Genomic DNA, 26,834 nt, shown 5'->3' with positions numbered 1-26,834 from the left:
CCATGGGCGATCCCGGGCTGTTCACCCCGAACTCGGTCACTTGGCAGATGCACGGCGACCCCATGATGTGGGTGGCCGGCGTACGCGCCCTGTACCTCCAGGCACTGCATCCCCGCGCGGTGCGCGGTGTCACGCAGAACTCCGACTTCCGGCGCGACGCCTGGGGCCGACTGCTGCGCACCGCGAGTTTCGTCGGCACAATCACCTACGGCACCACCGACGCCGCCGAGGAGGCGGGCCGCCGGGTGCGGCGCATCCACGCCCGGCTCACCGCCACCGACCCCGGGACCGGTGAGGAGTACCGGGTCGACGAGCCGGAACTGCTGCTGTGGGTGCACTGCGCCGAGATCGACTCCTATCTGAGCGTCATGCGCCGCTCCGGATACCGGCTCAGCGACGCCGAGGCCGACCGGTACGTCCGCGAACAGCGCGCCGGCGCGCGGCTGGTGGGCCTCGACCCCGCCGACGTACCCGCCGATCGGGCCGGGCTCGCGGCCTACTTCGAGCGGGTGCGGCCCGAACTCGCCGCCGGGGCCGAGGCGCGCGAGGTGGACGACTTCCTGCGCCGCCCGCCGACGCACCCCCTGCTCGTCCCGGCCCGCGCCCTGCTGTGGCGGCACGTGGCGCACCTCGCCTACGACGCCCTCCCGCCCTTCGCCCACGAGCTGTACGGCAGAACAGCCCCCGCGCCCGCCGCCGTCGACCGCCGGCTGCGCGCCACCGGGCGGGTGCTGCGCGCCGTCCCCGACCGGCTGCGCTGGCAGCTGCCGCCGAAGCACATCCTGCGCGCCATGGCCCGGCTCGGGCCGGGCGCCCGCCCGGCACCGTACAAACTTGGACGAGACCTCGCCATACTGGACGAGTCAGGGCGGGCGACCACAGCGACGGGGGCGGGCGCGGGAGATGGAGGACAGCGGACTCGTCCAGGGCCGGTACCGACTGCTGGACCTGATCGGGCGCGGCGGCATGGGCGAGGTGTGGCGGGCACGTGACGAGTCGCTCGGCCGCCATGTCGCCGTCAAGTGCCTCAAACCGCTCGGCCCGCACCGCGACCAGTCCTTCACCAGGGTCCTGAGGGAACGGTTCCGCCGCGAGGCGCGGGTGGCCGCCTCGCTCCAGCACCGCGGTGTCACCGTCGTGCACGACTTCGGCGAGTCCGACGGCGTCCTCTACCTCGTCATGGAACTCCTCGACGGCCGCAACCTCAGCCAGCTCCTGGAGGACAACAAGCACCATCCACTGCCCGTGCCCGCCGTCGTCGACATCGCCGACCAGGTCACCGCGGCCCTCGCCTACACCCACCAGCAGGGCATCGTGCACCGGGACCTGAAACCCGCGAACATCGTGCGGCTGACCGACGGAACCGTGAAGATCTGCGACTTCGGGATCGCCCGGCTCGGCGCCGACATCGGGTTCACCTCCCGGCTGACCGGCACCGGCATCGCCATGGGCACCCCGCACTACATGTCCCCGGAGCAGATCGGCGGCTCCGAGGTCGACCGGCGCAGCGACCTGTACTCGCTGGGCTGCGTGCTCTACGAGATCGCCACCGGCGTCCCGCCCTTCGACCTCGACGACGCCTGGGCGGTCCTGGTCGGACACCGCGACACCCCGCCCCGGCCGCCCCGGGAGCACCGCGCCGAACTCCCCGGCTACCTGGAGCGGATCGTCCTGGACCTGCTGGCCAAGAGCCCCGAGGACCGGCCGCAGGACGCCCGCGAGGTGGGCCGCAGAATCGGCCTGGGCCGCGGCACCTCCACCTACGTGCCCACCGTCGTCACCCCGCGCCCCGAACTGCGCCCGCCCGAGCCGTCGCCCCCGCGACCGCGCACCCCCGAACCGCCCGGCCGCGAGCCCCGGATGCCCTCCTGGACCCGGGGCATGACCACCGGCCACAAGGCCACCGGCGCCGGACTGCGCGGCACACCGCCGGACGCCGGGGCCGCGCTGACCGGCGAGTGGATCCCGCGCCCCGCCACCGGACGTCCCGAGGCGCCCGTACCCGAGGCCCCGGCCGCCCCCGACCCGGCCGCCCTCGTCGCCCTGGCCGGCCGGCACAACGCGGGACTCAGCCTCGGCCGGCTGGGCCGCTGGGCCGAGGCGGGGGAGGTGCACCGGGCGGTCGCCGCCGAACGCGAGCACCTGCTGGGTCCCGACCACCCCGACACCCTCGCCAGCCGCTTCGAGGTCGCCGTCACCCTCAGCCGCACCGGCCGCGCCGCCGACGCCCTGCGCGAGTACAAGCACGTCACCCGGGCCAGGAGCCTCGCGCTCGGCCCCGACCACCCCGACACCCTCGCCGCCCGCCAGGAAATGGCCTATGTGCTCGGCCAGTTGGGCCGCCACTTCGACGCCCACCAGGTCTACCTCTCGGTCCTCGCGGCCCGCGAGCGCTCCATGGGCGCCGACCACCCCGACACCCTGCGCTGCCGCCACAACCTGGCCTTCAACCTCAGCCGGCTGGGCCGTCTGGAGGACTCCTACCGCATGGCCCGCGACGTCGCGGCGGCCCGGGCCAGGGTGCTCGGCCACGACCATCCGGAGACCCTGGTCACCCGCTACGAGGTCGCCTACGCACAGGGACAGCTGGGCCGTTGGGCGGACGCCCTGCGCACCTACCGGGAGGTCGCCGAGTCCCGCGCCCGCGCCCTGGGCCCCGACCACCCCGACACCCTCGCCACCCGCTACGAGGTCGGGATCAGCCTGGGCCGCCTCGGGCGCAGCACGGAGGCCCTCCAGCTGTACCGCGAGCTGATCGACGACCGCACCCGCGTGCACGGCCCCACCCACCCCGAGACCCTGCGCGCCCGCCACGGCCTCGGCGTCAACCTCGGGCGGCTGAACCGCTGGGAGGAGGCACTCGCCGAGTCCCGCGACGTGTGCGCGATCCGCGAGCGCGTCCTCGGCCCCGACCACCCCGACACCCTCGTCAGCCGCCGGGAGGTCGCGGTCGGGCTCGGCTGGCTGGGCCGCTGGCCGGACGCGCTCGCCGAGTACCGCAAGGTGGCCGCCGCCCGCGAACGCGTCCTCGGCCCGACCCACCCCGACGCCCTCGCCAGCCGCAACGACGAGGCCCACTGCCTGGAGCAACTCGGGCGCTCCGCCGAGGCGGTCGAGCTGTACCGCAGGGTCGCGGCCCTGCGGCAGCAGGCGGCGCCGGGCGGGCAGTGACCCCGCGTCCGGACGGGCGCGCCCGTCCGGACCTGATCGCCGCGCAGCCCTGGCCGACCTAGATCATCCCGTGTTACCAAGAACCATGGCTGCACACGAGGGACACCCGGGACATCGCGCGTACGACGCCGTCATCGTCGGCGGCGGCCACAACGGACTGGTCGCCGCCGCCTACCTGGCGCGGGCCGGGCGGTCCGTGCTGGTGCTGGAGCGGCTCGACCACACCGGCGGCGCGGCCATCTCCACCCGCCCCTTCGCGGGCGTCGACGCACGGCTCTCCCGCTACTCCTACCTGGTCAGCCTGCTGCCCAAGAAGATCGTGCGGGACCTGGGCCTCGACTTCCGGGTGCGCACCCGCACGGTCTCCTCGTACACCCCCGTCGAGCGGGACGGACGGGCCACCGGGCTGCTGGTCGGCGGGGGCACCCGCCGCACCCGGGAGGCGTTCGCGAAGCTCACCGGAGGCGAGCGCGAGTACGCGGCCTGGCAGCGGTTCTACGGACTGACCGGTGAGGTCGCCAAGCGGGTCTTCCCCACGCTCACCGAGCCGCTCCCCGACCGGGAGGAACTGCGCCGCCGGGTCGACGACGAGGACGCGTGGCGGATCCTGTTCGAGGAGCCGATCGGGGTCGCCGTCGAGGACCGGTTCGAGGACGACCTGGTGCGCGGTGTCGTCCTCACCGACGGACTGATCGGCACCTTCGCCGACGCCCACGACGCGAGCCTGAAGCAGAACCGCTGCTTCCTCTACCACGTCATCGGCGGCGGAACGGGCGACTGGGACGTGCCGGTCGGCGGCATGGGCGCCCTCACCGACGCCCTCGCGGCCGCGGCCCGCACGGCCGGCGCGGTCATCGCCACCGGCCACGAGGCCGTCCGCATCGACACCGACGGGACCACCGCCGAGGTCACCTACCGCACGGCCGACGGCGAGGGCGTCGCCGCCGCCCGGCACGTCCTGGTCAACGCCTCCCCGCAGGAGCTGGCCGCCCTGACCGGCGACACCGTCGACGACCCCGCCGAGGGCGCACAGTTGAAGGTGAACATGCTGCTCAAGCGGCTGCCGAGGCTCCGCGACACCTCCGTCGACCCGCGCGAGGCGTTCGCCGGGACCTTCCACATCGCCGAGGGCTACGAGCAGCTGGCCACCGCCCACGCCGAGGCCGCCGCGGGGAAGCTGCCCGGCGCCCCGCCCTCGGAGATCTACTGCCACTCGCTGACCGATCCGACGATCCTCGGCCGTGAGCTGGTCGAGCGCGGCTACCAGACGCTCACCCTCTTCGGACTGCACACGCCCGCCCGGCTCTTCGAGCGGGACAACGACGCGGTGCGCGAGGAACTGCTCAAGTCCACGATCGCCCAGCTCGACGCCCATCTGGCGGAACCGGTCGCCGACTGTCTGGCGACGGACGCCGAGGGCCGGCCGTGCATCGAGGCGAAGAGCCCGCTCGACCTGGAGCGCGATCTGCGGCTGCCGGGCGGCAACATCTTCCACCGGGACCTGTCCTGGCCGTACGCGGAGGACGGCACCGGACGCTGGGGTGTGGAGACGGCACGCCCCAACGTCCTGCTGTGCGGGGCGGGCGCGGTGCGGGGCGGCGGGGTGAGCGGAGTGCCGGGCCACAACGCGGCGATGGCGGTGCTGGAGCGGTCCGGCACCTGAGCGGTGCGGCGGTACCGGCGCGTACGCGGACGTTCCGGCACCTGAGCGGCTGGGCGGTCCCTGCGCGTACGCGGACGGGACCGCCGGTCGTTCAGTCCTCCGAGAGGGCCCAGCCGGACGCGGCGATCCGGGCCGCGTCCGCCGGGCGGGCCTCGTCGAAGAGCACCTCGCGGCCGCTGTCCACGCGCAGCCCGTCCACATAGGCGCCGCGGCCGACGTAGAGGCGGTCGGTGGCGTACCGCCAGCGCACCAGGAGCCGCCCGCCGGCCGGAAGGCCCGCCGTCAGCCGGTGCCAGGTACGCCCCGACCAGCCGGTGACCGACCCCGCGGGATGCTCCGTCGGTTCTCCGCCGCGCCCGGCCGTGGTGAAGGGCACCGGCTGCCAGGTCGTGCCGTCGTCCGCGCTGGCCTCCAGCACCAGGGAGTCCGCGACGGGCTCGGTGTCCCACCACAGGTCGCAGCGCAGCCGCGCTCCGCCGGCCGAGGTGTCCAGCGCGGGGAGGCCGAGCGTGGCCGTGGTGGAGTTCGCCATGCCGGAGTGCCAGGCGGTGCGGCCGTGCCGGGGCCGGACCGGGACGGCTCGCGCCAGCTGGTTGGCGGCGGCCACCCGGGGCGCGGAACCTGACCGCCAACCGCGCACCGGATGAACCGAGTTGCCGAGCACCACGAGGAACGAGTCGGTGCTGGGGTCGAGGACCAGCGAGGTGCCGGTGAACCCGGTGTGGCCGGCCGTGCGCGGGGTGGCCATGGCCCCCATGTACCAGTGCTGGTAGAGCTCGAAGCCCAGTCCGTGCTCGTCGCCGGGGAAGTCGGTGTTGAAGTCGGTGAACATCAGCTCCACCGACTCGGGCGTCAGGATCCGCTTCCGGCCGTACGTACCGCCGTTGAGCAGGGTCCGGCCGAGCACCGCGAGGTCCCAGGCGCAGGAGAACACGCCCGCGTGCCCGGCGACCCCGCCGAGGCTGAACGCGTTCTCGTCGTGCACCTCGCCCCACACCAGCCCCCGGTCCAGCCCCGACCAGGGCTTTCGGGCGTCCTCGGTGGCGGCGATCCGGGGCTTCCAGGAGGCCGGCGGGTTGTAGCGGGTGCGGTCCATGCCGAGCGGGCCGGTGATCTCCTCACGCAGGAGGGTGTCCAGGCGGCGGCCGGTGATCCGTTCCAGGACGAGCTGGAGCGAGATCAGGTTGAGGTCGGAGTAGAGGTACTCGGTGCCCGGCGGGTTGAGCGGGGCCTCGTTCCAGATGAGACGCAGCTTCTCCTCGTACGTCGGCGCGCTGTACAGCGGGATCCAGGCCCGGAACCCCGAGGTGTGGGTGAGCAGCTGACGTACGGTCATGGACTCCTTGCCCGCCGCCCCGAACTCCGGCAGGTAGGAGGCGACCGGTGCCTGGAGCTCCAGCGCGCCGCGTTCGATCTGCTGCACGGCGAGGATCGAGGTGAACAGCTTGGAGACCGAGGCGAGGTCGAAGACGGTGTCCGCGGTCATCGGGATCTGCTCGCCGGCGGGGAACTCCACACCGGTGTCGGTCTTCTCGTCGTACGAGGCGTAGCGCACCGCCATGCCGATCGGCTCGTGCAGGGCCACCGTGCCGCCCCGGCCGGCCAGCAGGACGGCCCCGGCGAACCACGGGTACTTGGGGGAGGGGCCGAGGAACGCGGAAGTGTCGGTGACGAGTTGGCGGAGGTGACCGGCGAGCAGGCCGGCCCGTTCCGGCGATCCGTGGCGGAGGGTGCTGCGGCCGGAGGACGCGGCCGCCGGGCCCGCCGGGAAGGGGGCCAGGGCCAGGGCGCCGCCCAGGGCCAGGGCTCCTCGGGCCAGTTGGCGCCGGCTCGGGCCGCGTCTGCTGTCGGTCATCGAGGTACCTCCCGCGAGTCCGCCTGAAAGTATCTTTCCGAGATCACCTTGCGCGCTGAAACTTTCCTGTCAGGGAGTGGGTCGTGTCAACCGGGCGCAGCCGCCCAATAAATCTGACGGTGCATCAGAAAAACCCTTCCGTCCTTCCGATGAGTCCGGCATCCTGCGCCCATGCAGACGGAGTTGAGCAAGCGCCTCGGCATCGAGCACGCCGTCTTCGGCTTCACACCGTTCCCCGCCGTCGCCGCGGCCATCAGCCGGGCCGGTGGATTCGGCGTGCTCGGCGCGGTCCGGTACACCGCCACCGACGAGCTGAAACGGGACCTCGACTGGGTCCAGGCGCACACCGACGGCAGGCCCTACGGGCTGGACGTCGTCATGCCCGCGAAGAAGGTCGAGGGCGTCACCGAGGCCGATGTCGAGGCGATGATTCCCGCGGGGCACCGCGCGTTCGTCCGGGAGACGCTCGCCAAGTACGGCGTGCCCGAACTCGCCGAGGGCGAGGCGTCCGGCTGGCGGATCACCGGCTGGATGGAGCAGGTCGCCCGCACCCAGCTCGACGTCGCCTTCGACTATCCGATCCGGCTGCTCGCCAACGCCCTCGGCTCACCTCCCGCCGACGTCGTGGCCCGCGCCCACGACCAGGACGTCCTGGTCGCCGCCCTGGCGGGCAGCGCCCGGCACGCGGAGAAGCACCGGGAGGCGGGCATCGACGTCGTCGTGGCCCAGGGCTACGAGGCCGGCGGCCACACCGGCGAGATCGCCTCCATGGTGCTCACCCCCGAGGTGGTCGAGGCCGTCGGCCCGCTGCCCGTCCTCGCGGCGGGCGGTATCGGCAGCGGACAGCAGGTGGCCGCGGCCCTCGCCCTCGGCGCCCAGGGCGTGTGGCTGGGCTCGCTGTGGCTCACCACCACGGAGGCCGACCTCCACTCGACGGCCCTGACCCGCAAACTCCTCGCCGCGGGGTCCGGCGACACCGTCCGCTCGCGCGCCCTGACCGGCAAACCCGCCCGCCAGTTGCGCACCGAGTGGACCGACAGCTGGGACGACCCCGCCGGACCCGGCACCCTGCCCATGCCCCTCCAGGGGCTCCTCGTCGCCGAGGCCGTCTCCCGCATCCAGAAGTACGAGGTGGAGCCGCTCCTCGGCACGCCCGTCGGCCAGATCGTCGGCCGGATGAACAGCGAACGCAGTGTCCAAGCCGTCTTCGACGACCTCACCCGGGGTTTCGAACAGGCGGTGGACCGCATCAACCGCATCGCCGGAAGGAGCGGCCAGTGACCAGCACACCCCCTCCGGGCTTCTGGGCCCAGGCGGCCGAGCACCCCGAGCGCGCCGTCCTCGTCGCACCGGACGGCGAGATCTGGAGCGCCGGGCGGCTGCACGGTGCCGCCAACCGCCTCGTGCACGGCCTGCGCGCCGCCGGCCTGGAGAGCGGGGACGCCTTCGCCGTCGTCCTGCCCAACGGCGTCGAGCTGCTCGCCGCCTATCTCGCCGCCACCCAGGCCGGGTTCTACCTGGTGCCGGTCAACCACCACTTCGTCGGACCCGAGATCGGCTGGATCGTCGCCGACTCCGGCGCCAAGGTGCTGGTCGCGCACGAACGGTACGCCGGGCCCGCCCGCGCCGCGGCCGGCGAGGCGGGGCTCCCGGCCACGCACCGGTACGCCGTCGGCACCGTCGAGGGCTTCCGGCCGTACGCCGAACTCCTCGACGGACAACCGGAGTCGGCGCCCGACGACCGCACCCTCGGCTGGGTCATGAACTACACCTCGGGCACCACCGGCCGCCCCCGCGGCATCCGCCGCCCCCTGCCCGGCAAGCTGCCCGAGGAGTCGTACCTCGGCGGATTCCTCGGCATCTTCGGCATCAAGCCGTACGACGACAACGTGCACCTGGTCTGCTCGCCGCTCTACCACACGGCCGTGCTCCAGTTCGCGGGCGCGTCCCTGCACATCGGCCACCGGCTGGTGCTGATGGACAAGTGGACGCCCGAGGAGATGCTCCGCCTCATCGACGCCCACCGGTGCACCCACACCCACATGGTCCCCACCCAGTTCCACCGCCTGCTGGCGCTCCCGCCCGAGGTGCGGGCCCGCTACGACGTCTCCTCCCTGCGGCACGCCATCCACGGCGCCGCCCCCTGCCCCGACCATGTGAAGCGGGCGATGCTCGACTGGTGGGGCCCCTGCGTGGAGGAGTACTACGCGGCCAGCGAGGGCGGCGGCGCCTTCGCGACCGCGCAGGACTGGCTGAAGAAGCCCGGCACCGTCGGCAGGGCGTGGCCCATCAGCGAACTGGCCGTCTTCGACGACGACGGCAACCGGCTGCCGCCGGGCGAACTCGGCACCGTCTACATGAGGATGACCACCGGGGGCTTCGCCTACCACAAGGACGAGCACAAGACGCGGAAGAACCGCATCGGCGACTTCTTCACCGTGGGTGACCTCGGACTGCTCGACGAGGACGGCTACCTGTTCCTGCGCGACCGCAAGATCGACATGATCATCTCCGGTGGGGTGAACATCTACCCCGCCGAGATCGAGTCCGCGCTCCTCGCCCATCCCGGCGTCGCCGACGCCGCCGTCTTCGGCGTGCCGCACGACGAGTGGGGCGAGGAGGTCAAGGCCGTCGTCGAAGCGGCCCCCGGCCACCCGCCGGGCCCGGCGCTCGCCGCCGAACTGCTCGGCCACTGCGCCGACCGGCTGGCCGGCTACAAGCGGCCCCGGAGCGTCGACTTCGTCGCCGAGATGCCCCGCGACCCCAACGGCAAGCTGTACAAGCGGCGGCTGCGCGACCCGTACTGGGAGGGCCGCACCCGGGCCGTATGACTGCGGCGGGTGACCGTGCCGCTCAGTCGAGGACCGCGGTCGCCTCGATCTCGACCAGGTGTTCGGGGACGTCCAGCGCCGCCACCCCGATCAGCGTGGCGGGCGGCGCGTGCGCGACCCCGAGCGCGGCCCGCGCCCGGTCGATGCCCTCCAGGAGCAGCGGCATCTTCTCGGGCGTCCAGTCGACGGCGTAGAAGGTCAGCCTCGTCACGTCCTCGAAGGACGCCCCGGCGGCGGTCAGCGCGGTGCCGACGTTGAGGTACGCCCGCTCGACCTGGGCGGCCAGATCGCCCTCGCCGACCGTGACGCCGTCCGCGCCCCAGGCGACCTGACCGGCGACGAAGACCGTCCTCGTGCCGGACGCGATCGCCACCTGCCTGTAGACGCCCACCGTGGGCAGTCCCGCGGGATCCAACAGGGTGACGGCCATGGCTCGCTCCTTCTCGTACTCTCTTGCGGTTACCCGGGAACCATAGGAGAGTTAACGCTGACCTGGAAGAACGCACTTTTCGGTGACTGGGGAACCTCATGGTGACCAAGCAGCTCAAGGGATCCGCGGGCTCGGCGAAGGACGAGGCCGATGTGACGCGGGCGGACTCCCTGGCACGGGAGATCTTCTCCGACATCGCCAACAAGTGGGCGTTGCTGATCATCGAGGCGATCGGTGACGGCACCCTGCGTTTCACCGAACTGCGCGACGCGGTCGAGGGCATCAGTCATAAGATGCTCACCCAGAACCTGCGCCTGCTGGAGCGCAACGGCCTGGTCGAACGGACCGTGCACCCGACCGTTCCGCCCCGCGTCGAGTACACCCTCACCGAGCCCGGCCGGGCCCTGCGGGCCACGGTCGACGGCATGTGCGACTGGACCCATCGCTACCTGGGCGCCATCGAGTCCGCCCGCGGCCGCTTCGACTCCGCCTGACCCGGCCCGCGCACCGCCCCGAGACCTGGAGTTCTCCCTATGCACAACCGGGCATCCGCCGCGCGGTCGTCCCTCGTGGCCCTGGTGGTGGCCGTCGTCATCGCGCTCGCCGCCGTCGTCACCGCACTGATGGTCACCGTCCTGCGGTCCGAGGAGCCGGCCGAGTCCGAGAAGCCGGCCGGTGGGCGGGTGACACCGCCTCCCGTACGCGCCGGTTTCGACTACCAGCTCGGCGGTGCCTACGACCCGCCCGAGGGGGTCTCCGTCGTGGCACGCGACCGCACCGCGGAACCCGCCGAGGGGCTGTACAACATCTGCTACATCAACGGCTTCCAGGCCCAGCCCGGCGAGGCCCGCGACTGGGACGCCGACCTGCTGCTGCGGGACTCCTCCGGCGAGGTCGTGATGGACGAGGACTGGGGCGAGGCGATGCTGGACGTCGGCACCGAGGCCAAGCGCGAGCGGATCGCCGAGACGATGTACGAGTGGATCGACGACTGCGCCGAGCAGGGCTTCCAGGCGGTCGAACCCGACAACTACGACACCTTCGCCCGCGCCCCGCGCGGAATGCTGACCGAGGACGACGCCAAGGCCTTCCTCACCCTCCTCGCCACCCACGCCCATGAGCGGGGCCTGGCCATCGGCCAGAAGAACACCCCCGAACTGGCCCCGGCCCGCGCGGAGGTCGGCGTCGACTTCGCGGTGGTCGAGGAGTGCGGGCAGTACGACGAATGCGCCGCGTACGCCGCGGAGTTCGGCGACGCCATGTTCGTGATCGAGTACACGGACCGGGGCATGGAGCGGGCCTGCGAGGGCTTCGGCGACAAGGTGAGCGTCGTCCGCCGCGACCTCGACCTCGTGGCGGAGGGCGCGAAGGGCTACCACCGCGAGGACTGCGGCACGACCTGACACGACCCGACGCGACCGGGTGCCGCCCCGGCGGGGCGGCACCCGGGACGTACGTCAGCGCCGTTCGCGCACCACCACCAGCCGCAGCGAGGGCGACGTCAGGATGTCCCACTCGCAGAAGCGGGACGTCACCCACTTCTCACCGGAGAACAGCCGCGTCTGGTCGCTGAAATGAGCCGAACCCGGGTTCGAGGACTGGGAGTACGACAGCAGCGTGCGGGCCACCGGGCAACGGCCGCCGTCCCAGCCCACCGCCTGGATGTAGCTCGACCCGGTCGACACCTCGGTGTAGCCGCCGCCGGCCGGGTTCCACACCGGCTCGACCTTGTTCCACACGCCCAGCGACTCGGTGCCGCCCGGTACCGCGATGCGCTTGCCGTTCCGTACGACGAACTGGTGCTCGCCGAGGGGCGCGTCGAGCGCGATGCCCGCCGCGCGCAGCTCCGCCACCGCGTCCGCCAGCGCCGTGGCGAAACCCGGGGCGGCGGTGTTGAGGGTGTGCGGTGTGCCCACCGGGTCCGCCGCCGAGAACGGCACCCGCCACAGCTGGGCCGCCGGGACGGAGGCGCTCAGCTTCCGCCAGAAACGGTCGAACAGCAGCGCGCCGCGGCTGCCGGTGTCCGTGCCGCGGTCCCAGGCGTCGAGCACCGCGCAGGCCCCGGACACGTCGACCGCCCTGCCGTCGCTGCCGGTCGCCGTCCCGCCGGGCAGCGCGGCACACGCCTTCGCCGCGTCCCCGGCGGCCAGGTCGCCCGCGGGCACCCGGTTGGCGAACTGCTGCGCCTGAAGGTCCCGGACGGTCAGCCGGCCGCGCTCGGCCATCGCGTCGACGTCCTCGATCGCCCCGCGGGTGCGCATCGAACGCTGCGTCCCGACGGTGCCGAAGACCCGCTCGTACCCGGTCAACGGCCGGTCCGCGTTGGCCAGCCAGGCACTGTCGTTGGAGTTCTCTGCGTACGGCGCGTCCTTCAGCGTCGGCAGCTTCGCCGGACCGAAGATGCCCGGCTGCACGGCGTCGGCGTCGGCACCGAGGGCGCAGGCCGCCCGGGAGCCGTCGAGGATCGCGAGCCCGGCGGAGGGGTAGGTGACCCTGCCGAGCGGGGTGGAGCAGGACTGCGCCAGTTCGTCGGTGATCCGGGGCAGCACCTGCGACTGGGTGAACAGGGTGTGGCCGGAGGAGTCCGCGGCGATCGTGTTCACCCACGGCAGGCCCTGCGTGCGCTTCAGGGCACCCAGCACCTCACCCGTGTTCCGGGCCCTGCTGAAGCCGAGCGCGGTGTCGGAGGCGCGCAGGTTCACCGCGTTGGGGTCGTTCACCGCGTACGCCGTCGTGGCCGTCCAGGGCAGGGGCAGCGTCGCGCCCATCGCGTTCACCACCGGCCCGTACCGGGTCCACCACTGGGTCCGGGTCACCGGCGCGCCGTCCCGCACGTCCACCGTGACCGTGCGCTTCGTCATGCGCTCGCGCTCGCCGTCGACGAGGTACACCGTCGGATCGGCCGGATCCAGCGTCAGCTGGTGCAGGTTGAGCGGGACACCGGTCGCCACGGTGTGGCTCCACGCCACCCGGGCGTTGTGGCCGATGGAGACGGTGGCCGTGCCCAGCAGCGAGCCGCCCGCCACGTTCAGCTCGCCGGGGATGGTCTGCTGCGACTGCCAGAACCGGCGGCCGCCCTGCCACGGATAGTGCGGGTTGCCCAGCAGCAGCCCGCGCCCGTTCGCGGTGGTGGCGCCGCTGAAGGCGACCGCGTTGGACCCCATGTCGGCGGTGTCGGCGGCGAGGAGCTCCCGCGCGGCTCTGGCGGTGTCCTCGGCGTCCGGGGCCCGCACGGCCGTCCCCGTCGGCGGCTGCGCCGCGGTGATGCCGTCCACGGCCCGTCCCTGACCGCCGAGCACCGCGAGCGCGAAACCGCGGGTGGCCACGTCGAGGGCGGTGACCGGGCGCACCCAGGCGGCGCCCGCACAGGCGGGATCGGTGATCCGGTTCTGCCGCAGCCACGCGTTGTACCCGGCGGCGAAGCCCCGCATCAGCTCCTCCGCCTGCCTGCTGGGGCCGCGCGGAGCGGGTTCGGCGAGCAGCTTCTCCACCGTGCCGGCCTCGCGCACCCCGCGGAAGTACAGGTCGCTGGAGAGGTTCTTCGCCGCCGAGGAGAGGGAGGAGTCCGGTGCCGCGTCGGGGCCGAAGAAGCGGGAGCGCTCCCCGCGTACGGTCACGAAGCCGTCGGCGAGCGTGCACACCTGGTCGGCGGCCTGCGCCCAGCCGGTGCCGAAGCCCAGGTTCGCGTAGTCCCTGGCGACGATGTGCGGGATGCCGTACTCGGTGTAGCGGATCACGGCCGACAGGCCGCCGTACGAGGGGTGTTCGCCGCGGTCCTGACGCTCGGCCGCGCTCGCCGGCAGCCCGGCGGTGGCGGTGAGCAGGGCGACGGCCGCTATGACGAACCGTCTCGGGCGGGTGCGCATCGAGCCTCCCAACGTCTGCGGGGGAAGGGGCGGTTGAGGCTACCAACCGGTATGTGTCAGGGGAACGTGTCGACCGTTCGGTCTCTTGACCTCCGTTCGGCGCGCACCGAGGATCAGCACTCATGACGCCCGGACACGGCAGCACCGTCGACGGGGTGCTGCGGCGCAGCGCCCGCCGCACCCCGGCACGCGTCGCGGTCGAGTACCGCGACCGGACCTGGACCTACGAGGAGTTCGACGCGGCGGTCTCCCGCGCGGCGACCGTCCTGCTCGCCCAGGGCCTCGCCCCCGGGGACCGGGTCGGCGCCTACGGCCACAACTCCGACGCCTATCTGATCGCCTTCCTCGCCTGCGCCCGCGCGGGCCTGGTGCACGTCCCGGTCAACCAGAACCTCACCGGGGACGACCTGGCCTACCTCGTCGGCCAGTCCGGCAGCGCGCTGGTACTGGCCGACCCGGACCTGACGGGACATCTCCCCGACGGCGTACGGTCGTTGCCCCTGCGGGACGCCGACGGCTCCCTGCTGGAGCTGCTCGGCTCGGCCCCCGCGCACGACGGTCCCGAGGCCCGCGCCGAGGACCTGGTGCAACTGCTCTACACCTCCGGCACCACCGCCCTGCCCAAGGGCGCGATGATGACGCACCGCGCGCTGGTCCACGAGTACCTGAGCGCGATCACCGCGCTCGACCTGAGCGCCGGCGACCGGCCCGTGCACTCCCTGCCGCTGTACCACTCCGCGCAGATGCACGTGTTCCTGCTGCCCTACCTGGCGGTCGGCGCCACCAACATCATCCTCGACGCCCCCGACGGCGACCGCCTCTTCGACCTGGTCGAGGCGGGCCGCGCGGACAGTCTGTTCGCGCCGCCCACGGTGTGGATCGCGCTGGCGAACCGCCCCGACTTCGCCACCCGCGACCTCGGCGCCCTGCGCAAGGCGTACTACGGGGCCTCGATCATGCCGGTGCCCGTGCTGGAGCGGCTCCGCGACAGGCTGCCGGAGCTGGCCTTCTACAACTGCTTCGGACAGAGCGAGATCGGTCCGCTGGCCACCGTCCTCGCGCCCGACGAGCACGAGGGCCGCATGGACTCCTGCGGCCGGCCGGTGCTGTTCGTCGACGCGCGGGTGGTCGACGAGGACGGCAAGGACGTTCCCGAGGGCACACCCGGTGAAATCGTCTACCGCTCACCGCAGTTGTGCGAGGGGTACTGGGACAAGCCCGAGGAGACGGCAGAGGCGTTCCGCGACGGCTGGTTCCGCTCCGGGGATCTCGCCGTGCGCGACGCGGACGGCTACTTCACGATCGTGGACCGGGTGAAGGACGTCATCAACTCCGGTGGCGTACTGGTCGCCTCGCGCCAGGTGGAGGACGCGCTGTACACCCACGAGGGCGTCGCCGAGGTCGCGGTGGTCGGACTGCCCGACGACCGCTGGATCGAGGCGGTCACCGCCGTCGTCGTGCCGCGCGGCGAGGTCACCGAGGACGAACTGATCGCCCACGCCCGGGAGACACTCGCCCACTTCAAGGCGCCCAAGCGGGTCGTCTTCGTCGACGCCCTGCCGCGCAACGCCAGCGGGAAGATCCTCAAAAGGGAACTGCGGGACCGGTTCGCCGCCACCTAGGATCGGCCCGTGCCGATCTTCACATCGTCCGACGGAACCAAGCTGGCCCACCACGAGCAGGGCGGGGGCGAACCGCTCGTCGTCCTGCCGGGCGGGCCCATGCGCGCCTCCTCCTACCTCGGCGACCTGGGCGGACTGCACACCCGGCGCCGTCTCGTCCGGCTCGACCTGCGCGGCACGGGGGAGTCGGAGGTGCCCGCGGACCCGGCGACCTACCGCTGCGACCGGCTCGTCGACGACGTCGAGGCGCTGCGGGAACGGCTGGGCCTGGACCGGATGGACCTGCTCGCGCACTCCGCCGGCGGCAGCCTCGCGATGCTCTACGCCGCCCGCCACCCGCACCGGGTGCGGCGCCTGGTGCTCGTCGCCGCCAACCCGTGGGCGCTGGGCACCCCGGCGACGCCCGAGCGGCGCAGGGCCGCCGCGCTGCTACGGGCGGCCGAGCCCTGGTTCCCGGAGGCGTACCGGGCCTTCGACGCCTGGCTCACCGGCGCCGGCGACGCCGGACCGGACATCGCGCCCTTCTTCTACGGCCGCTGGGACGAGGCGGCCCGGCTGCACGACGCCCGCGGGGACGAGGAGTTCAACGACGCGGCGGCGGGCGTGTACGGCTCCGAGGGCGCCTTCGACCCGCCCGCGACCCGGGCCGCCCTCGCCCGGCTGACCGCCCCCGTGCTGGTGCTGGCCGGGGAGCGGGACGGCGCCCCCGACCCCGACCTGGCCCGCGCGACCGCGGAGGTCTTCCCGCACGGCGAACTCGCCGTCCAGCCCGGCGGCGGCCACTTCCCCTGGCTGGACGACCCGGAGTGGTTCACGGAACGCGTCGGCGCCTTCCTCGACCGGGCCGACGCGGCCGGACCCGTCAGTCGCGCTGCGGACCGTACGCCGTCATGAACCGGTCCCGGAACTGGTTCATCGGCCACTGAGGGGCGTCCTCGGCGGGCTTGAGGCCGTCGGTCCAGCCCCAGTCGGCGACGCGCTCCAGCACCTTCGGATCGCGGGCGACGATGGTGACCGGGACGTCCTTGCTCCGGCTGCCCGCGGTGACCGTCGGCACCGGCTGGTGGTCGCCGAGGAAGACCAGCACCGTGTCGTCGTCGCCGTAGCGCTCCACGTACTCGACCAGGCTGCGCAGCGAGTACTCGATGGCGTTGGCGTACTCGGCGCGGACGCTGTCGGGGTCCTTCCAGACCTCCTTGGGGTCCTTGCCCTGTTCCTTGATGCCGTGGAAGACCGAGCCGTCCCCGAGGTCCTCCCAGTCGATCATGTGCGCGACCGGGGCCCACGGGTTGTGGCTGGAGGCCAGGATGATCTCGGCCATGATCGGCTCGCGGTCCTTCTTCCCGCGCTCCAGGCGCTCGAAGGCCTCCAGGCTGAACTGGTCCGGCACCGGCGTCCAGCTGAAGTACGGTCCGTGGTAGCCGAGTTGCTCGGAGTCGTAGATGTGGTCCAGAGCGAAGAACTCACCCTCAGGCCAGGCCCTGCGCACTCCGGGCACGATGCCCACGGTCCGCCAGGCGCCGGTCTTGCGGAAGTAGCTGTTCAGCGTCGCCCGGTCGCTGGTGGTCAGACTCCGGTACCGCTGCTGGTTCTTGATCCACAGTCCGGACAGGAACGTCGAGTGGGCGAGCCAGCTTCCCGCGCCCGTCACGGGGGCGCGCAGCCAGCCGCTCCGCGAGGCGAACCCGGCTTTCTCCAGCCGGTCGGTGCCCTCGTCGAGGACGGTGTCGATCTGCCCCGCCATCGCCGGGTCGTCGATCGCGACCCGGCCGTAGCTCTCGATGAAGGTGAAGAGCACGTCCTTGCCGCGCAGTCCGGTCAGCAGCTGGTCCGGCGGGGTGTCCGCGAAGGCGTCGACGGCGGCCTGCTTCTCGAAGACCTCCGCGTCCTTCAGTCCGGCCCGGACCTGCTCCACCCGGTTGTCGACGTAGTCCGCGTTGATCTTCGAGGCGAGGGGTACGTCGGTGAACTGCACGCCCAGCGTGACGCAGGTGATCCAGGCGGTGCCGAGGATCAGTGTGGTCCGCGCGGCGACCGGGCGGTGGCGGACCATCAGGTTCGTCAGCCGCACGGCCGACAGGATCGTGGCGACCAGGACGGCCACCAGCAGGACCAGCACCCCCGTCACGGCGAGGACCTGGCCCGTACGCCCGAACGACTCGCGCAGGAACTCGGTCGCGTCGTCGAGCAGGATCCAGTCCAGGACCAGGTCGAACGGGCGGGCCAGCACCTGGTAGAAGCCCATGTCCAGGATCTTCAGCACGGTCAGCGCACCGAGCAGCGATCCCGTCGCGACAGCGGCGATCCGGCGCCACCGGGGCGGCAGCGAGAGCAGCAGGCCGGCCAGCAGGACGCCCTCGGCCGGGATCCGCAGGAACGCGTCGAAGGTCAGCCGCTCCAGCCGGTTGGGCAGCAGGAGCGAGCACAGCAGGAGCGCGCCCGCCAGGACGGTGGTGGTCACGGAGACGCCCCGGGCCAGTCGCGGCCGGCGTGCCCGCCATCCGCGCGGTCCGGGGCGTTCCTCCGTGCCCTCCGTGCCCGTGTCCTCCTCCGCCTCGGCGTCCGGCAGTTGCCCCGCGACTTGCGACACCCGTGGTTCCTTCCCTGCGTCCCGTCATCATGCGTACGGTCGGCCTTCGACTTGTGTTCACCTGTCGAGCCGGTCGAGACGCACACGGTACGCGGGCCGGGGGACGGGGTGCCGGGGGACACCGCTGCCGGGCGGGTTCAGCCGCCGGACTTGGGCCGTTCCACGCACAGCGCCCAGATGATCAGCGCCGAGATCGCGATCAGCACCACCGACCACACCGGGTAGTACGGCAGGGAGAGGAAGTTGGCGATGATCACGAGGGCGCCGATGGCCACCCCGGAGACCCGGGCCCAGGTCGCCTCGCTGAACAGGCCGAAGGAGACCAGTAGGGCGATCACGCCGAGGATGAGGTGGATCCAGCCCCAGCTGGTCAGGTCGAACTTGAACACGTAGTTGGGCGTGTTGACGAACACCTCGTCCTCGGCGATGGCCATGATGCCCCGCGTGATGCCGAGTACTCCGGCGATCATCAGCATCACTCCGGCGAAGACGGTCATGCCCTCCGCCCAGCTCTGCTTCGCACTGGGCGGCCGTGCGCTCTGTGTCGACGTCATGCCGCTGCCCTCGTCTCTCGTCGTGCGGCCGGCCTCAGTGGCCGACTCCCGGAGTGGCTGATTCAGGCTGCTTGCGGGCGCCCGCCGGGGCGCTGTCGGTGAGGATCAGCTCCTTCGCCCGTCGGAACTCCTCGTCGGTGATGGAGCCGCTCTCCTTGAGCTTGGACAGCTTCGCCAGTTCGTCGGCGTGGCTCGGGCGTCCACCGCTGCCCGCGGTCTCCCGGACGTAGGAGTCGAAGGCGTCCTGCTGGGCGCGCGCCTGCTCGATCTCCCGGCGCCCCATGTTCTTGCCCCGGGCGATGACGTACACCAGCACACCCAGGAAGGGCAGGATGATGACGAAGACGAGCCAGCCCGCCTTGCCCCAGCCGCTCATCGCGTCGTCGCGGAAGATGTCCACGACGATCCTGAACAGCAGGATGAACCACAGGATCCACAGGAAGAACCACAGCATCGCCCAGAAGGTGCTCAGCAGCGGGAAGTCGTACGCGAGGTACATGCCTTGGCTCATGGTGTCGCCTCCGTCCGGGCACGGTGCCCGAGAGTCGTTGTCCGTTCCCAGCGTGCGCGTGACGCGGTGTGAGCGCTTCACCCTCAGGGGGTGAGACGGCGGACGGCGTGCCGCCAGGCGAGGGCGACCGCCAGTTCCATCACGCCCAGCAGGACCAGCCACAGGCCGAGCAGCCTGGTCAGGGCCACCGCGGACTCACTGGGCAGGGCCAGTACGACGATGCCGGCGACGATGCCGAGCAGGGCCGCGCCGAGCACCACACCGCGGTGCGGCATGCCCTTCGCGGCGAGCGCCGCGTAGGCGGTCAGCAGTCCGGACACCAGCCAGACCACGCCGACGATCACCGACAGCGCGGCGATCGTCTGGAGCGGGTTGCGCAGACACAGCACCCCGGCCAGGACGAACAGCACCGCGATCAGCAGGCCCGGCAGCCGCTCGCCGCGCTCCTGCCCGAACACCGCGACGAACCGGAAGCCGCCCGTGACGAGCAGGTACAGCCCGAACAGCACGGCCACGACATGGAGGGTGGCGTCCGGCCACACCAGCAGCAGGACGCCCGGCACCAGGGTGGCCAGGGCCGAGCCCAGCATCCAGGTCCACGAGGCACCGAGGCGGCCGAGGACGTCCTCGGGGTCGCCGGAACCCGTGAGCACCGTCCCGCCGGGTCGCTGCCCGGACCCGGGCGGCTGCGCCGACGTGTGCGATTCGGTCATGGCTCCTCCTCGCCCTGCGGGGCGCGCTCCCGCCGGGCACCGGCGGGACGGGTGGGTGGAGTTCCCACCCCGTCAGCGTGGTCCCTCGCGCCCCGCGGGGGATCACCCGCCAAGGGTGATCCGCACCGGGCGGCCGCGCGGAAGGGTGGAGACTCGGCCAGAGCCCTGGCCACCCGCGTTGACGAGGAGGCGGCCATGACCCCAGGGAGCGCGTTCTCCCACTCCCGGACCCCGGCCGAACGGGCCGCAGCGGGCAAGGAGGCACGCTCGCGGGTGCCGCGCCTGGCCCAGGCCCGGTTCGAGCCGGGACCGGGGCGTTTCGATCCGATCGACGTGATCGAGGGCCAGTCGGCGACCCGGCTCCAGGACCTGATCCCCATCCGCTACGGCCGCATGCTGGAATCGCCCTTCCGCTTCTACCGGGGCGCGGCCGCGATCATGGCGGCGGATCTCGGCGCCGCTCCGGACACCGGGCTCACGGTCCAGCTCTGCGGCGACGCCCATCTGCTGAACTTCCGGCTGCTGGCCTCCCCGGAACGGCACCTCGTCTTCGACATCAACGACTTCGACGAGACCCTGGCCGGACCGTTCGAATGGGACGTCAAACGGCTGGCCGCCAGCTTCGTCATCGCCGCCCGCGCCAACGGCTTCTCCACCGCCGAGCAGAACCGGGCGGTACGCGAGTGCGTGCGCTCCTACCGGGAGCGCATGCGGGAGTTCGCGGGCATGGGCACCCTGGACATCTGGTACGCCCAGGACGACGCCGACCACATGCGGACCCTGATGGCCGCGGCCATGGACAAGAAGGCCCGTCGGCGCACCGCGCAGGCCACGGCCAAGGCCCGCACCCGCACCCATATGCAGGCGTTCGAACGGCTGACCGTCAACACGCCCGAGGGCCGCCGGATCACGCCGGACCGTCCGCTGATCACACCGCTCGCCGACCTCGGCGGCCCCGAGGAGGCCGCGCAGTGGAAGGAACTGGCCGCCGTCGTCGAGCAGTACACGACCAGCCTGTCCTCCGAGCGGCGCCATCTGCTCCGCCACTTCCGGATCGCCGACATGGCCCGCAAGGTCGTCGGCGTCGGCAGCGTCGGCACCCGCTGCTGGATCCTGCTGATGCTCGGCCGGGACGACGACGATCCGCTGCTGCTCCAGGCCAAGGAGGCCCAGCGGTCGGTGCTCGCGGACCACACCGACGGCGACGACTACGACAACCAGGGGCGCCGCGTGGTCAGCGGACAGCGGCTCATCCAGACCACCAGCGACATCTTCCTCGGCTGGACCCATGTCACGGGCCTGGACGGCAAGGGCCGGGACTTCTACGTCCGCCAGCTGCGGGACTGGAAGGGCATCGCCCGCCCGGAGACCATGGACCCGTCGCTGCTGAACCTCTTCGCCCATGTGTGCGGCGCCTCCCTGGCCCGTGCCCACGCCCGGTCCGGCGACCCCATCGCCATCACCGCCTACCTCGGCGGCGGCGACCGCTTCGACCGGGCGCTGACCGAGTTCGCCCAGAGCTACGCCGACCGCAACGAGCGGGACTTCGAGGCACTGGCCGCGGCCGTGCGCTCGGGCCGGGTGACAGCACGCGACCTGTGACCGGAACCGGGTGAGCCGCCCCCGCCGAGGGGGCGGCTCACCCGGTCCCGGCGGGCGTCCGGCGGGGCGTCACTCGGGCTGCCGGCGCATCTCCACGATCCGCAGGCCCAGGGACTGGCAGCGGGCCACCAGGCCGTAGAGATGCGCCTCGTCGACCACCGAGCCGAAGAGGATGGTCTGACCGGCCATCACCACATGGTTCAGCTCGGGGAAGGACTTGACGAGCGCCTCCGACATCTGCCCGTCGACGCGGATCTCATAGCGCATGGCCGATCTCCCTGGCCGGTCTCCCGCGGAAGGCGTGGAGCGGGCGGAACAGCACCCCGCACTCCGATACTCCGGCCCCGGGCCGCCCGCGTCCTCACCCGGCACAGGTGATAGCCGGACAGGATCGCTCTCAGTACTTGACCTCTCAGTGCTTGACGAAGAGCTTCACGGCGACGACGACCAGGCCGAGCAGCAGGTTGACGACCGCCGTGACGGTCACCAGCCGCCGGGACGCCCCGGCCCGCACCGCCGCCCGCACCGACCACCCCACCTGCCCCGCGACCGCGACGCCGAGCGCCAGCCAGACGGCACCCTGCACGTCCAGCCCCAGCAGCGGGCTGACCGCCACCGCGAGGGCCGGCGGCAGACAGGCGCGCAGGATCGGCCACTCCTCCCGGCACACGTTCAGCACTTCCCGGCGGTCCAGCGCCCGGCGCGCCAGACGCTCCCCGAAGAGCTTGGCGTGCACATGGGCGAGCCAGAACACCACTCCGGTCAGGAGCAGCAGCAGGACCAGTTCCGCCCGCGGGAAGTTGCCGAGGGACCCCGCGCCGAGCACCACCGAGGCCGCCAGCAGCGAGCCGTAGACGCCGCCGGTGAAGTCCTCGTGGGCCCGCCGCTCGGCGCGGCGGGCCCGGCGTTCCGAGCGGTCGCTCCCGGCCTCCTCCGGAGCCGTCACGACCCCGCTCCGGGCTCGGGCGCGGCTCCGGGTGCGGGTGCCGCGCCGCTTCCCGGCGGCCGCACCTGGTCGCCGCGGCCGGGCAGCCGAGGGGTGATCAGGAAGCTCGCCAGGGTGATCCCGCCGGCCGCGAGGATCGCCGCCTTCAGGCCGCGCAGCTGCGCCGAAGCGTAGGCGTCGGCGACCGCGTCCACCTCGGCGGGCGGCAGCCCGGCGGCCTCCGCGGAGGCCCGGATCTCGTCGGTGGGGACGAAGGAGATCCCGGCCTGCAGGGCTACCGCAGCCTGCTCCTTCGTCGCCTCCGAGAGCCGCGGTTCGTCCTCCACATGGGTGGTGAACGCCTGCGCGAGGGCGCCGATCAGCAGCGAACCGATCAGGGCGGTACCCAGCGCCGACCCCAGGTTCTGGGCGGTGTACTGGAGCCCGCCCACCTCACTGCGCTCGTCCTCGGCGGCGCTGGACTGCACGACGTTGCCCAGCTGCGAGACGAGCAGCCCCATGCCCAGTCCGAGCAGGGCCATGGCCGCGCCGAACTGGACGTCGTCGATCTTCGGGTCGATGGTGGCGAGCAGCCAGAGGATCGCTGCCGCCAGGGTGAGCAGGGCGACCCTGACCAGGGTGCGCGGCGGGACCTGACGGGCGAACCGGGAGGCGCCGAGCGACGCGACGAGCATGGTCACCGAGACCGGCAGCAGCCGCAGACCGGTCTCGAAGGCGTCGAAGCCCTGGACGACCTGGAGATACAGCGGGATGGCGAAGAACAGCCCGAGCAGGATCAGGTTCTGGCTGAGCATCGTGCACAGCCCGGCCCGCAGCGCGGGCCGCTCCAAGACCGCCAGGTGCACCAGCGGGTCCTCGCCCCGCCCGGTCCGTCTGCGTTCCCAGTGCGTGAACGCGGACAGGACGAGCGCCGCGAGGCCGATCACGAACAGCGTCGGCGCGAACCCGAAGACCGTGAACGGCGGGTTGCGGGGCTCCACCCAGCCCCAGGTGCCGCTCTGGAGCACGCCCAGGACGCCCAGCCCGAGACCCGACGCGGACAGGACCGCGCCCACCACGTCCAGCCGGGGGCGCGGCCCGGTCCGCGGAACCTCCGTGATCATCTTCCGGCAGAGCAGCATCGCCGCCACGAGCACCACCTCGCCGGCGAAGACCAGCCGCCAGGTGAGGTACGTCGTCACCCAGCCGCCCAGCAGCGGCCCCACCGCGATACCCGCACCGGCCAGGCCGCCGATGACGCCGTACGCCACCGCACGGTCCCGGCCCCGGTACGACTCCGCGACCAGGGCCGCCATCGCGGGCAGCACCATCGCCGCGCCGAGCCCCTCGATCACCGACCAGCCGATCGCCAGCACCCCGACGGTCGGCGCCGCGGCGGTGAGGGCCGAGCCGACGCCGTAGACGCACAGGCCGATGAGGAACAGCCGGCGGCGTCCGAGGATGTCGCCCAGTTTCGCGCCGACCGCCATGAACGCGGCCATCATCAGCGCGTAGAGCGTGATGACGGCCTGGATGGCGGTGACCTCGGTGTCGAAGTCCTCGACCAGCTGGCTGATCGAGACGTTCATGACGGAGGTGTCCAGGACCATCAGGAACTGGGCCGTGCCGAGCACGATCAGAGCCCGCCAGGATCGCGCCGCCCGTTCGGCGGTCACACCAGGCCCCGTTCCCGGGCACGCCGCACGGCGTCGGTGCGCCGGTTGACGGCCAGTTTGCGGAAGACGCCCTTGAGGTGGGTCTTGACCGTGTTCACGGAGACGAACAGGTCGGCGGCGATCTCCTCGGTCGACATCATGTCCGCGAGCCGCACCAGCACATCGTGCTCGCGCGCGCTGAGTTCCTCCACGAGGACCGGTCCGTCCTCGCCGGGCCGGTCGCGCCCCGGCAGCAGCCAGCCCGCCGCGAGCGCCTCCGCCTGCCCGGTGCCCAGCATCCGCCGAACCCAGGGCCCGGCCTCCAGGAAGGGCCGGCGCAGTCGCTCCCGGCGGGCTTCCGTGAGGGCCCGGACGAGGAGACGGCGGGCGCCCTCCGGATCGCCGGTACGGTCGGCGGCCTGCGCGCGCACGAGCAGGGCCGGCACGGTGACGGCGGGACCGGCCTCGCCCTCGGCGGGCAGCGCGTCGAGGAGGCCGAGCGCCGGGCCGGGCCGTCCCGCAGCGAGCAGGGCGCGCGCGGTCTCCACCGCACAGGCGGCCTGATCGCCAGGGTCCTCCGGCAGCGCCCGTACGGCCGTCTCGGCGCGGCCCTCGGCCAGGTACGCGGCGCACACGACGGCGGCCGTGCGGTCCCGCGCCCAGGGCGATACCGCCTCGGCGCCGACGCGGGCCCCGGCCGCGGCGAGCGCAGCGGACGGGTCGCCCTGCGCCAGCAGCAGCCGCGCCGTGGTCAGGGCCCGTACGGCCGCCACCACCGGGTCGTCGAGCCCGGCCGGACCGGACGCCGCCGCCTCGTCGAGGAGCTGCCGCGCCTCGGCCGGCTCATGGCGCTCCACCGCGATCGCGGCCCGGACCAGATGGCCCATCCCGGAACCGGCGGACGGGGGCAGCCCGTACCGCTCGGTCTCGGACAGCGCCGCGAGCGCCGTGCGCTCGGCCCGGTCGAGCCAGCCGTCCAGATAGGCGATGAGCGCGAGATGACCGAGGCTCTCCTGGCGGGGCCGCGTCGTCGCGGCGCCCGGGGGGCAGTCCACGACGGTCTCCAGGGCGTCGCGGGCCTCCTTGAACCGTCCGGCCCACAGTTGCGTCGCGCCCAGATGGGTCAGGAGCAGGGCGTTGAGCTCGGGGTGCTGTTCGAGGAGCCGGGCGGGGACGTCGCCCTGGAGGAGCCGGGCGGCGTGGGCCGCCCGCTCCGCCCGGTCCGGGGCGCCGGACAGCCGGGCGGCGTGGGCCTCCAGCAGAGCGCAGCTGAGCCGGGCGGCGGCCGGGTCGGTCGCCTCGTCGGTCAGGGTCCGCTCGGCGTGGTGCAGATGGGCCAGCGCGCGGTCGGTCTCGTGGCGGTTGAGCGCGCGGGCCGCGCGGACGAGTTCGGCGGCCGGGGTGCGGGTGCCGGGCTCCATCCGGGCGAACAGGCCCGCCAGACCCTCGGCGCGCAGACCGGTGAACAACTGCCCGATGGCCAGGTCGTCGACGAGGGCGGCCGTGGTGAACTCCCAGTCGCCCGCCTCGGCGCCGTGGGCGAGCGCCTCCGGGAGGTAGCCCGCGGCCCGCAGCCAGCGCGCGGCCCGGCGGTGCAGCCGGGGCCGCGCCCCGGGCAGCGTCACCTCCAGATGGGACCGCAAAATCTCCCCGAAGAGGGGGTGCAGCCGGTACCACGAGTGCCCGAGGGACTCCACGAAGGCGTTCTGCCGGCGCAGCTCGTCCAGGATCGACTCGGCGTCGAGGCGGCCGGTGAGGGTGTTGGCGAGCGCGGGGGAGAACCGTTCCAGGACGCTGACCCGCAGCAGCAGGTCCTGGGTCTCGGCCGGCTGACGCCGGAGCACCTCCCCGAGCAGGTAGTCGGCCACCGTGCTCTGTCCGGCCTCGAACTCCTTGAGGTAGACCTCGGCGTCGTCGGCCTCCTGCGCGGCCAGGGCGCACAGCCGCAGGCCCGCCGCCCAGCCGCCGGTGCGGTCCACCAGGGACCGGGCGGTGTCCACGGACAGCCGCAGACCGTGCAGGCCGACGAGGCCCACCGCCTCCTCGGGGGTGAAGGCGAGTTCGGCGTTGCGGACCTCGGTGAGGGTGCCGGCCGCGCGGTAGCGGTGCAGCGGCAGCAGCGGCTCGTTGCGGGTGACCAGCACCAGGCGCAGACCCGGACCGGCGTGCTGGAGGACGAAGTCCACCTGTTCGCTGATGGCGGGTCCGGTCACCCGGTCGTACTCGTCGAGGACGACGACCACCGGCCGTTCACGGGCGGCGAGGGCGACGGCGAGCCGGGCCAGCAGTTTGCGGTCCACCCGGTGGGCGTCGGCCGGGAACCCCACGTCGGCGGGTTCGAGCACGCCCTGGTGGTGCAGGGCCTCCAGCAGATACGCCCAGAACAGGCCGGGCGTCTGGCCGGTGTCGGCGGTGAGCCAGACGACCGGCCCCTCCAGTCCCGCGGCCCAGTCGGCGACCAGCACGGTCTTGCCCGCTCCGGCCGCCCCGTTGACCATGGTCAACGGCGTCGAGCGGCCGAGGTCGAGCCGGCGGTGCAGACGTGGGCGGCGCAGGAAGGTGGCGGGGCGGGCCGGAATCGTGAAACGGCCGGGGAGGTAGGGCGCGCCCAGGGGGTCGACTCCCACGGTCGAGGGCATGTGCCCGCCCGGATCGACCGCAACCATGCCGACCACCACCATTCCTCAGGCCATGGTCAGTGTTCCTCCTCCAGAGTCCCAGCTTCCCCACCGGTCGGCACGCGAGAGGGCGCCCGACGGGCGCCGTCACCCCACGGACGGGTCTCTGACCTGGGGCGCAGGGCCGTCACCCGGAGGGCGCAGCGAGGCGCGGAGCGGGCCGCCGCC

At 73.0% G+C, this 26,834-nt stretch carries 21 protein-coding genes; 10 read left to right on the top strand and 11 right to left on the bottom strand.

What is annotated here, in order from left to right; translation table 11 throughout:
- The first annotated feature begins 2 nt into the window (after positions 1–2).
- The 3 genes from AB0E07_RS20775 (at position 3) to AB0E07_RS20765 (ending at position 4,834) form a co-directional block, all read left to right on the top strand.
- Entirely contained in the window at positions 3–992 is a 990-nt protein-coding gene (locus tag AB0E07_RS20775) for an oxygenase MpaB family protein (RefSeq protein ID WP_362253885.1), read from the top strand.
- Positions 904–3,171: a serine/threonine-protein kinase gene (locus tag AB0E07_RS20770; protein WP_362253883.1), complete on the top strand. Its 2,268-nt coding sequence runs from the start codon at positions 904–906 to the stop codon at positions 3,169–3,171. The genes AB0E07_RS20775 and AB0E07_RS20770 overlap by 89 nt, the downstream gene beginning before the upstream one ends.
- Positions 3,172–3,256: 85 nt before the next feature.
- Positions 3,257–4,834, top strand: coding sequence for an NAD(P)/FAD-dependent oxidoreductase (locus tag AB0E07_RS20765; protein ID WP_362253880.1), 1,578 nt, complete (start codon positions 3,257–3,259; stop codon positions 4,832–4,834).
- Positions 4,835–4,925: 91 nt separating this feature from the next.
- On the opposite strand, the gene AB0E07_RS20760 is transcribed toward AB0E07_RS20765, so the two are convergent.
- Positions 4,926–6,689 carry a serine hydrolase gene (locus AB0E07_RS20760; RefSeq protein ID WP_362253877.1) on the bottom strand — a complete coding sequence of 588 codons (1,764 nt, stop codon included), beginning with the start codon at positions 6,687–6,689 and terminating at the stop codon, positions 4,926–4,928.
- A gap of 171 nt (positions 6,690–6,860) precedes the next feature.
- Here AB0E07_RS20760 and AB0E07_RS20755 point away from each other — a divergent pair, with 171 nt between their 5' ends.
- Together AB0E07_RS20755 and AB0E07_RS20750 are read left to right on the top strand one after the other, a co-directional pair.
- Complete coding sequence (locus AB0E07_RS20755) at positions 6,861–7,970, top strand: nitronate monooxygenase (RefSeq protein WP_362253874.1); 1,110 nt, start codon at positions 6,861–6,863, stop codon at positions 7,968–7,970.
- Positions 7,967–9,520, top strand: a complete 1,554-nt coding sequence (locus tag AB0E07_RS20750; protein WP_362253872.1) for an acyl-CoA synthetase — start codon at positions 7,967–7,969, stop codon at positions 9,518–9,520. The genes AB0E07_RS20755 and AB0E07_RS20750 overlap by 4 nt, the downstream gene beginning before the upstream one ends.
- A 22-nt stretch (positions 9,521–9,542) precedes the next feature.
- Here the strand turns inward: AB0E07_RS20750 and AB0E07_RS20745 are convergent, their stop codons facing one another.
- The gene (locus AB0E07_RS20745; RefSeq protein WP_362253869.1) at positions 9,543–9,950 is read right to left on the bottom strand and encodes a RidA family protein; all 408 of its coding nucleotides are present in this window, start codon (positions 9,948–9,950) and stop codon (positions 9,543–9,545) included.
- Between the two features lie 98 nt (positions 9,951–10,048).
- Here AB0E07_RS20745 and AB0E07_RS20740 point away from each other — a divergent pair, with 98 nt between their 5' ends.
- Both AB0E07_RS20740 and AB0E07_RS20735 read left to right on the top strand, forming a co-directional pair.
- A complete protein-coding gene (locus AB0E07_RS20740; protein WP_362253867.1) occupies positions 10,049–10,444 on the top strand; it encodes a helix-turn-helix domain-containing protein in 396 nt (131 codons plus the stop codon).
- Between the two features lie 39 nt (positions 10,445–10,483).
- Positions 10,484–11,353, top strand: a complete 870-nt coding sequence (locus AB0E07_RS20735) for an endo alpha-1,4 polygalactosaminidase (protein ID WP_362253864.1) — start codon at positions 10,484–10,486, stop codon at positions 11,351–11,353.
- Positions 11,354–11,407: 54 nt separating this feature from the next.
- Here AB0E07_RS20735 and AB0E07_RS20730 read toward each other — a convergent pair whose 3' ends face one another.
- Entirely contained in the window at positions 11,408–13,816 is a 2,409-nt protein-coding gene (locus AB0E07_RS20730; protein WP_362253861.1) for a penicillin acylase family protein, read from the bottom strand.
- 122 nt (positions 13,817–13,938) lie between these two features.
- On the opposite strand from AB0E07_RS20730, the gene AB0E07_RS20725 reads away from it, so the two are divergent.
- Complete coding sequence (locus AB0E07_RS20725) at positions 13,939–15,438, top strand: acyl-CoA synthetase (RefSeq protein WP_362253859.1); 1,500 nt, start codon at positions 13,939–13,941, stop codon at positions 15,436–15,438.
- Positions 15,439–15,447: 9 nt separating this feature from the next.
- On the top strand, positions 15,448–16,332 hold the full coding sequence (locus AB0E07_RS20720) for an alpha/beta hydrolase (protein ID WP_362253856.1): 885 nt from the start codon (positions 15,448–15,450) through the stop codon (positions 16,330–16,332).
- Here the strand turns inward: AB0E07_RS20720 and AB0E07_RS20715 are convergent.
- The 4 genes from AB0E07_RS20715 to AB0E07_RS20700 all read right to left on the bottom strand — a co-directional run bounded on the left by AB0E07_RS20715 (position 16,301) and on the right by AB0E07_RS20700 (position 19,806).
- Positions 16,301–18,028 carry a sulfatase gene (locus AB0E07_RS20715; protein WP_362253853.1) on the bottom strand — a complete coding sequence of 576 codons (1,728 nt, stop codon included), beginning with the start codon at positions 18,026–18,028 and terminating at the stop codon, positions 16,301–16,303. The two genes, AB0E07_RS20720 and AB0E07_RS20715, sit on opposite strands and share 32 nt — an antisense overlap.
- Before the next feature lie 137 nt (positions 18,029–18,165).
- Positions 18,166–18,582, bottom strand: coding sequence for a hypothetical protein (locus AB0E07_RS20710; RefSeq protein WP_362253851.1), 417 nt, complete (start codon positions 18,580–18,582; stop codon positions 18,166–18,168).
- Between the two features lie 34 nt (positions 18,583–18,616).
- Positions 18,617–19,093, bottom strand: coding sequence for an SHOCT domain-containing protein (locus AB0E07_RS20705; protein WP_362253848.1), 477 nt, complete (start codon positions 19,091–19,093; stop codon positions 18,617–18,619).
- Between the two features lie 83 nt (positions 19,094–19,176).
- The gene (locus AB0E07_RS20700) at positions 19,177–19,806 is read right to left on the bottom strand and encodes a DUF308 domain-containing protein (protein WP_362253845.1); all 630 of its coding nucleotides are present in this window, start codon (positions 19,804–19,806) and stop codon (positions 19,177–19,179) included.
- Positions 19,807–20,001: 195 nt separating this feature from the next.
- Here AB0E07_RS20700 and AB0E07_RS20695 point away from each other — a divergent pair, with 195 nt between their 5' ends.
- Positions 20,002–21,408, top strand: coding sequence for a DUF2252 domain-containing protein (locus tag AB0E07_RS20695; RefSeq protein ID WP_362253842.1), 1,407 nt, complete (start codon positions 20,002–20,004; stop codon positions 21,406–21,408).
- Between the two features lie 69 nt (positions 21,409–21,477).
- Here the strand turns inward: AB0E07_RS20695 and AB0E07_RS20690 are convergent, their stop codons facing one another.
- The 4 genes from AB0E07_RS20690 to AB0E07_RS20675 form a co-directional block, all read right to left on the bottom strand.
- A complete protein-coding gene (locus AB0E07_RS20690; RefSeq protein WP_362253839.1) occupies positions 21,478–21,675 on the bottom strand; it encodes a hypothetical protein in 198 nt (65 codons plus the stop codon).
- 145 nt (positions 21,676–21,820) lie between these two features.
- Positions 21,821–22,354 carry a hypothetical protein gene (locus AB0E07_RS20685; RefSeq protein ID WP_362253836.1) on the bottom strand — a complete coding sequence of 178 codons (534 nt, stop codon included), beginning with the start codon at positions 22,352–22,354 and terminating at the stop codon, positions 21,821–21,823.
- On the bottom strand, positions 22,351–24,009 hold the full coding sequence (locus tag AB0E07_RS20680; protein WP_362253833.1) for an MFS transporter: 1,659 nt from the start codon (positions 24,007–24,009) through the stop codon (positions 22,351–22,353). The genes AB0E07_RS20685 and AB0E07_RS20680 overlap by 4 nt, the downstream gene beginning before the upstream one ends.
- Positions 24,006–26,654, bottom strand: coding sequence for a LuxR C-terminal-related transcriptional regulator (locus AB0E07_RS20675; RefSeq protein ID WP_362253830.1), 2,649 nt, complete (start codon positions 26,652–26,654; stop codon positions 24,006–24,008). Before AB0E07_RS20675 ends, AB0E07_RS20680 begins: the two co-directional genes overlap by 4 nt.
- Positions 26,655–26,834 lie beyond the last annotated feature (180 nt).

This window comes from Streptomyces sp. NPDC048002 (assembly GCF_040653275.1).
In the GTDB taxonomy this organism is placed as follows: domain Bacteria; phylum Actinomycetota; class Actinomycetes; order Streptomycetales; family Streptomycetaceae; genus Streptomyces.
Note: the sequence above shows the minus strand (reverse complement) of the source record. Positions and strands in the feature narration are given on the sequence as shown.

What these genes read in the sequence shown, in the direction of transcription:
- AB0E07_RS20740 (WP_362253867.1), top strand. Translation starts at nt 10,049, where the DNA reads ATGGTGACCAAGCAGCTCAAGGGATCCGCGGGCTCGGCGAAGGACGAG.
- AB0E07_RS20695 (WP_362253842.1), top strand. Translation starts at nt 20,002, where the DNA reads ATGACCCCAGGGAGCGCGTTCTCCCACTCCCGGACCCCGGCCGAACGG.
- AB0E07_RS20735 (WP_362253864.1), top strand. Translation starts at nt 10,484, where the DNA reads ATGCACAACCGGGCATCCGCCGCGCGGTCGTCCCTCGTGGCCCTGGTG.
- AB0E07_RS20725 (WP_362253859.1), top strand. Translation starts at nt 13,939, where the DNA reads ATGACGCCCGGACACGGCAGCACCGTCGACGGGGTGCTGCGGCGCAGC.
- AB0E07_RS20760 (WP_362253877.1), bottom strand. Translation starts at nt 6,689, where the DNA reads ATGACCGACAGCAGACGCGGCCCGAGCCGGCGCCAACTGGCCCGAGGA.
- AB0E07_RS20755 (WP_362253874.1), top strand. Translation starts at nt 6,861, where the DNA reads ATGCAGACGGAGTTGAGCAAGCGCCTCGGCATCGAGCACGCCGTCTTC.
- AB0E07_RS20770 (WP_362253883.1), top strand. Translation starts at nt 904, where the DNA reads ATGGAGGACAGCGGACTCGTCCAGGGCCGGTACCGACTGCTGGACCTG.
- AB0E07_RS20690 (WP_362253839.1), bottom strand. Translation starts at nt 21,675, where the DNA reads ATGCGCTATGAGATCCGCGTCGACGGGCAGATGTCGGAGGCGCTCGTC.
- AB0E07_RS20765 (WP_362253880.1), top strand. Translation starts at nt 3,257, where the DNA reads ATGGCTGCACACGAGGGACACCCGGGACATCGCGCGTACGACGCCGTC.
- AB0E07_RS20730 (WP_362253861.1), bottom strand. Translation starts at nt 13,816, where the DNA reads ATGCGCACCCGCCCGAGACGGTTCGTCATAGCGGCCGTCGCCCTGCTC.
- AB0E07_RS20775 (WP_362253885.1), top strand. Translation starts at nt 3, where the DNA reads ATGGGCGATCCCGGGCTGTTCACCCCGAACTCGGTCACTTGGCAGATG.
- AB0E07_RS20745 (WP_362253869.1), bottom strand. Translation starts at nt 9,950, where the DNA reads ATGGCCGTCACCCTGTTGGATCCCGCGGGACTGCCCACGGTGGGCGTC.
- AB0E07_RS20710 (WP_362253851.1), bottom strand. Translation starts at nt 18,582, where the DNA reads ATGACGTCGACACAGAGCGCACGGCCGCCCAGTGCGAAGCAGAGCTGG.
- AB0E07_RS20675 (WP_362253830.1), bottom strand. Translation starts at nt 26,654, where the DNA reads ATGGTTGCGGTCGATCCGGGCGGGCACATGCCCTCGACCGTGGGAGTC.
- AB0E07_RS20705 (WP_362253848.1), bottom strand. Translation starts at nt 19,093, where the DNA reads ATGAGCCAAGGCATGTACCTCGCGTACGACTTCCCGCTGCTGAGCACC.
- AB0E07_RS20700 (WP_362253845.1), bottom strand. Translation starts at nt 19,806, where the DNA reads ATGACCGAATCGCACACGTCGGCGCAGCCGCCCGGGTCCGGGCAGCGA.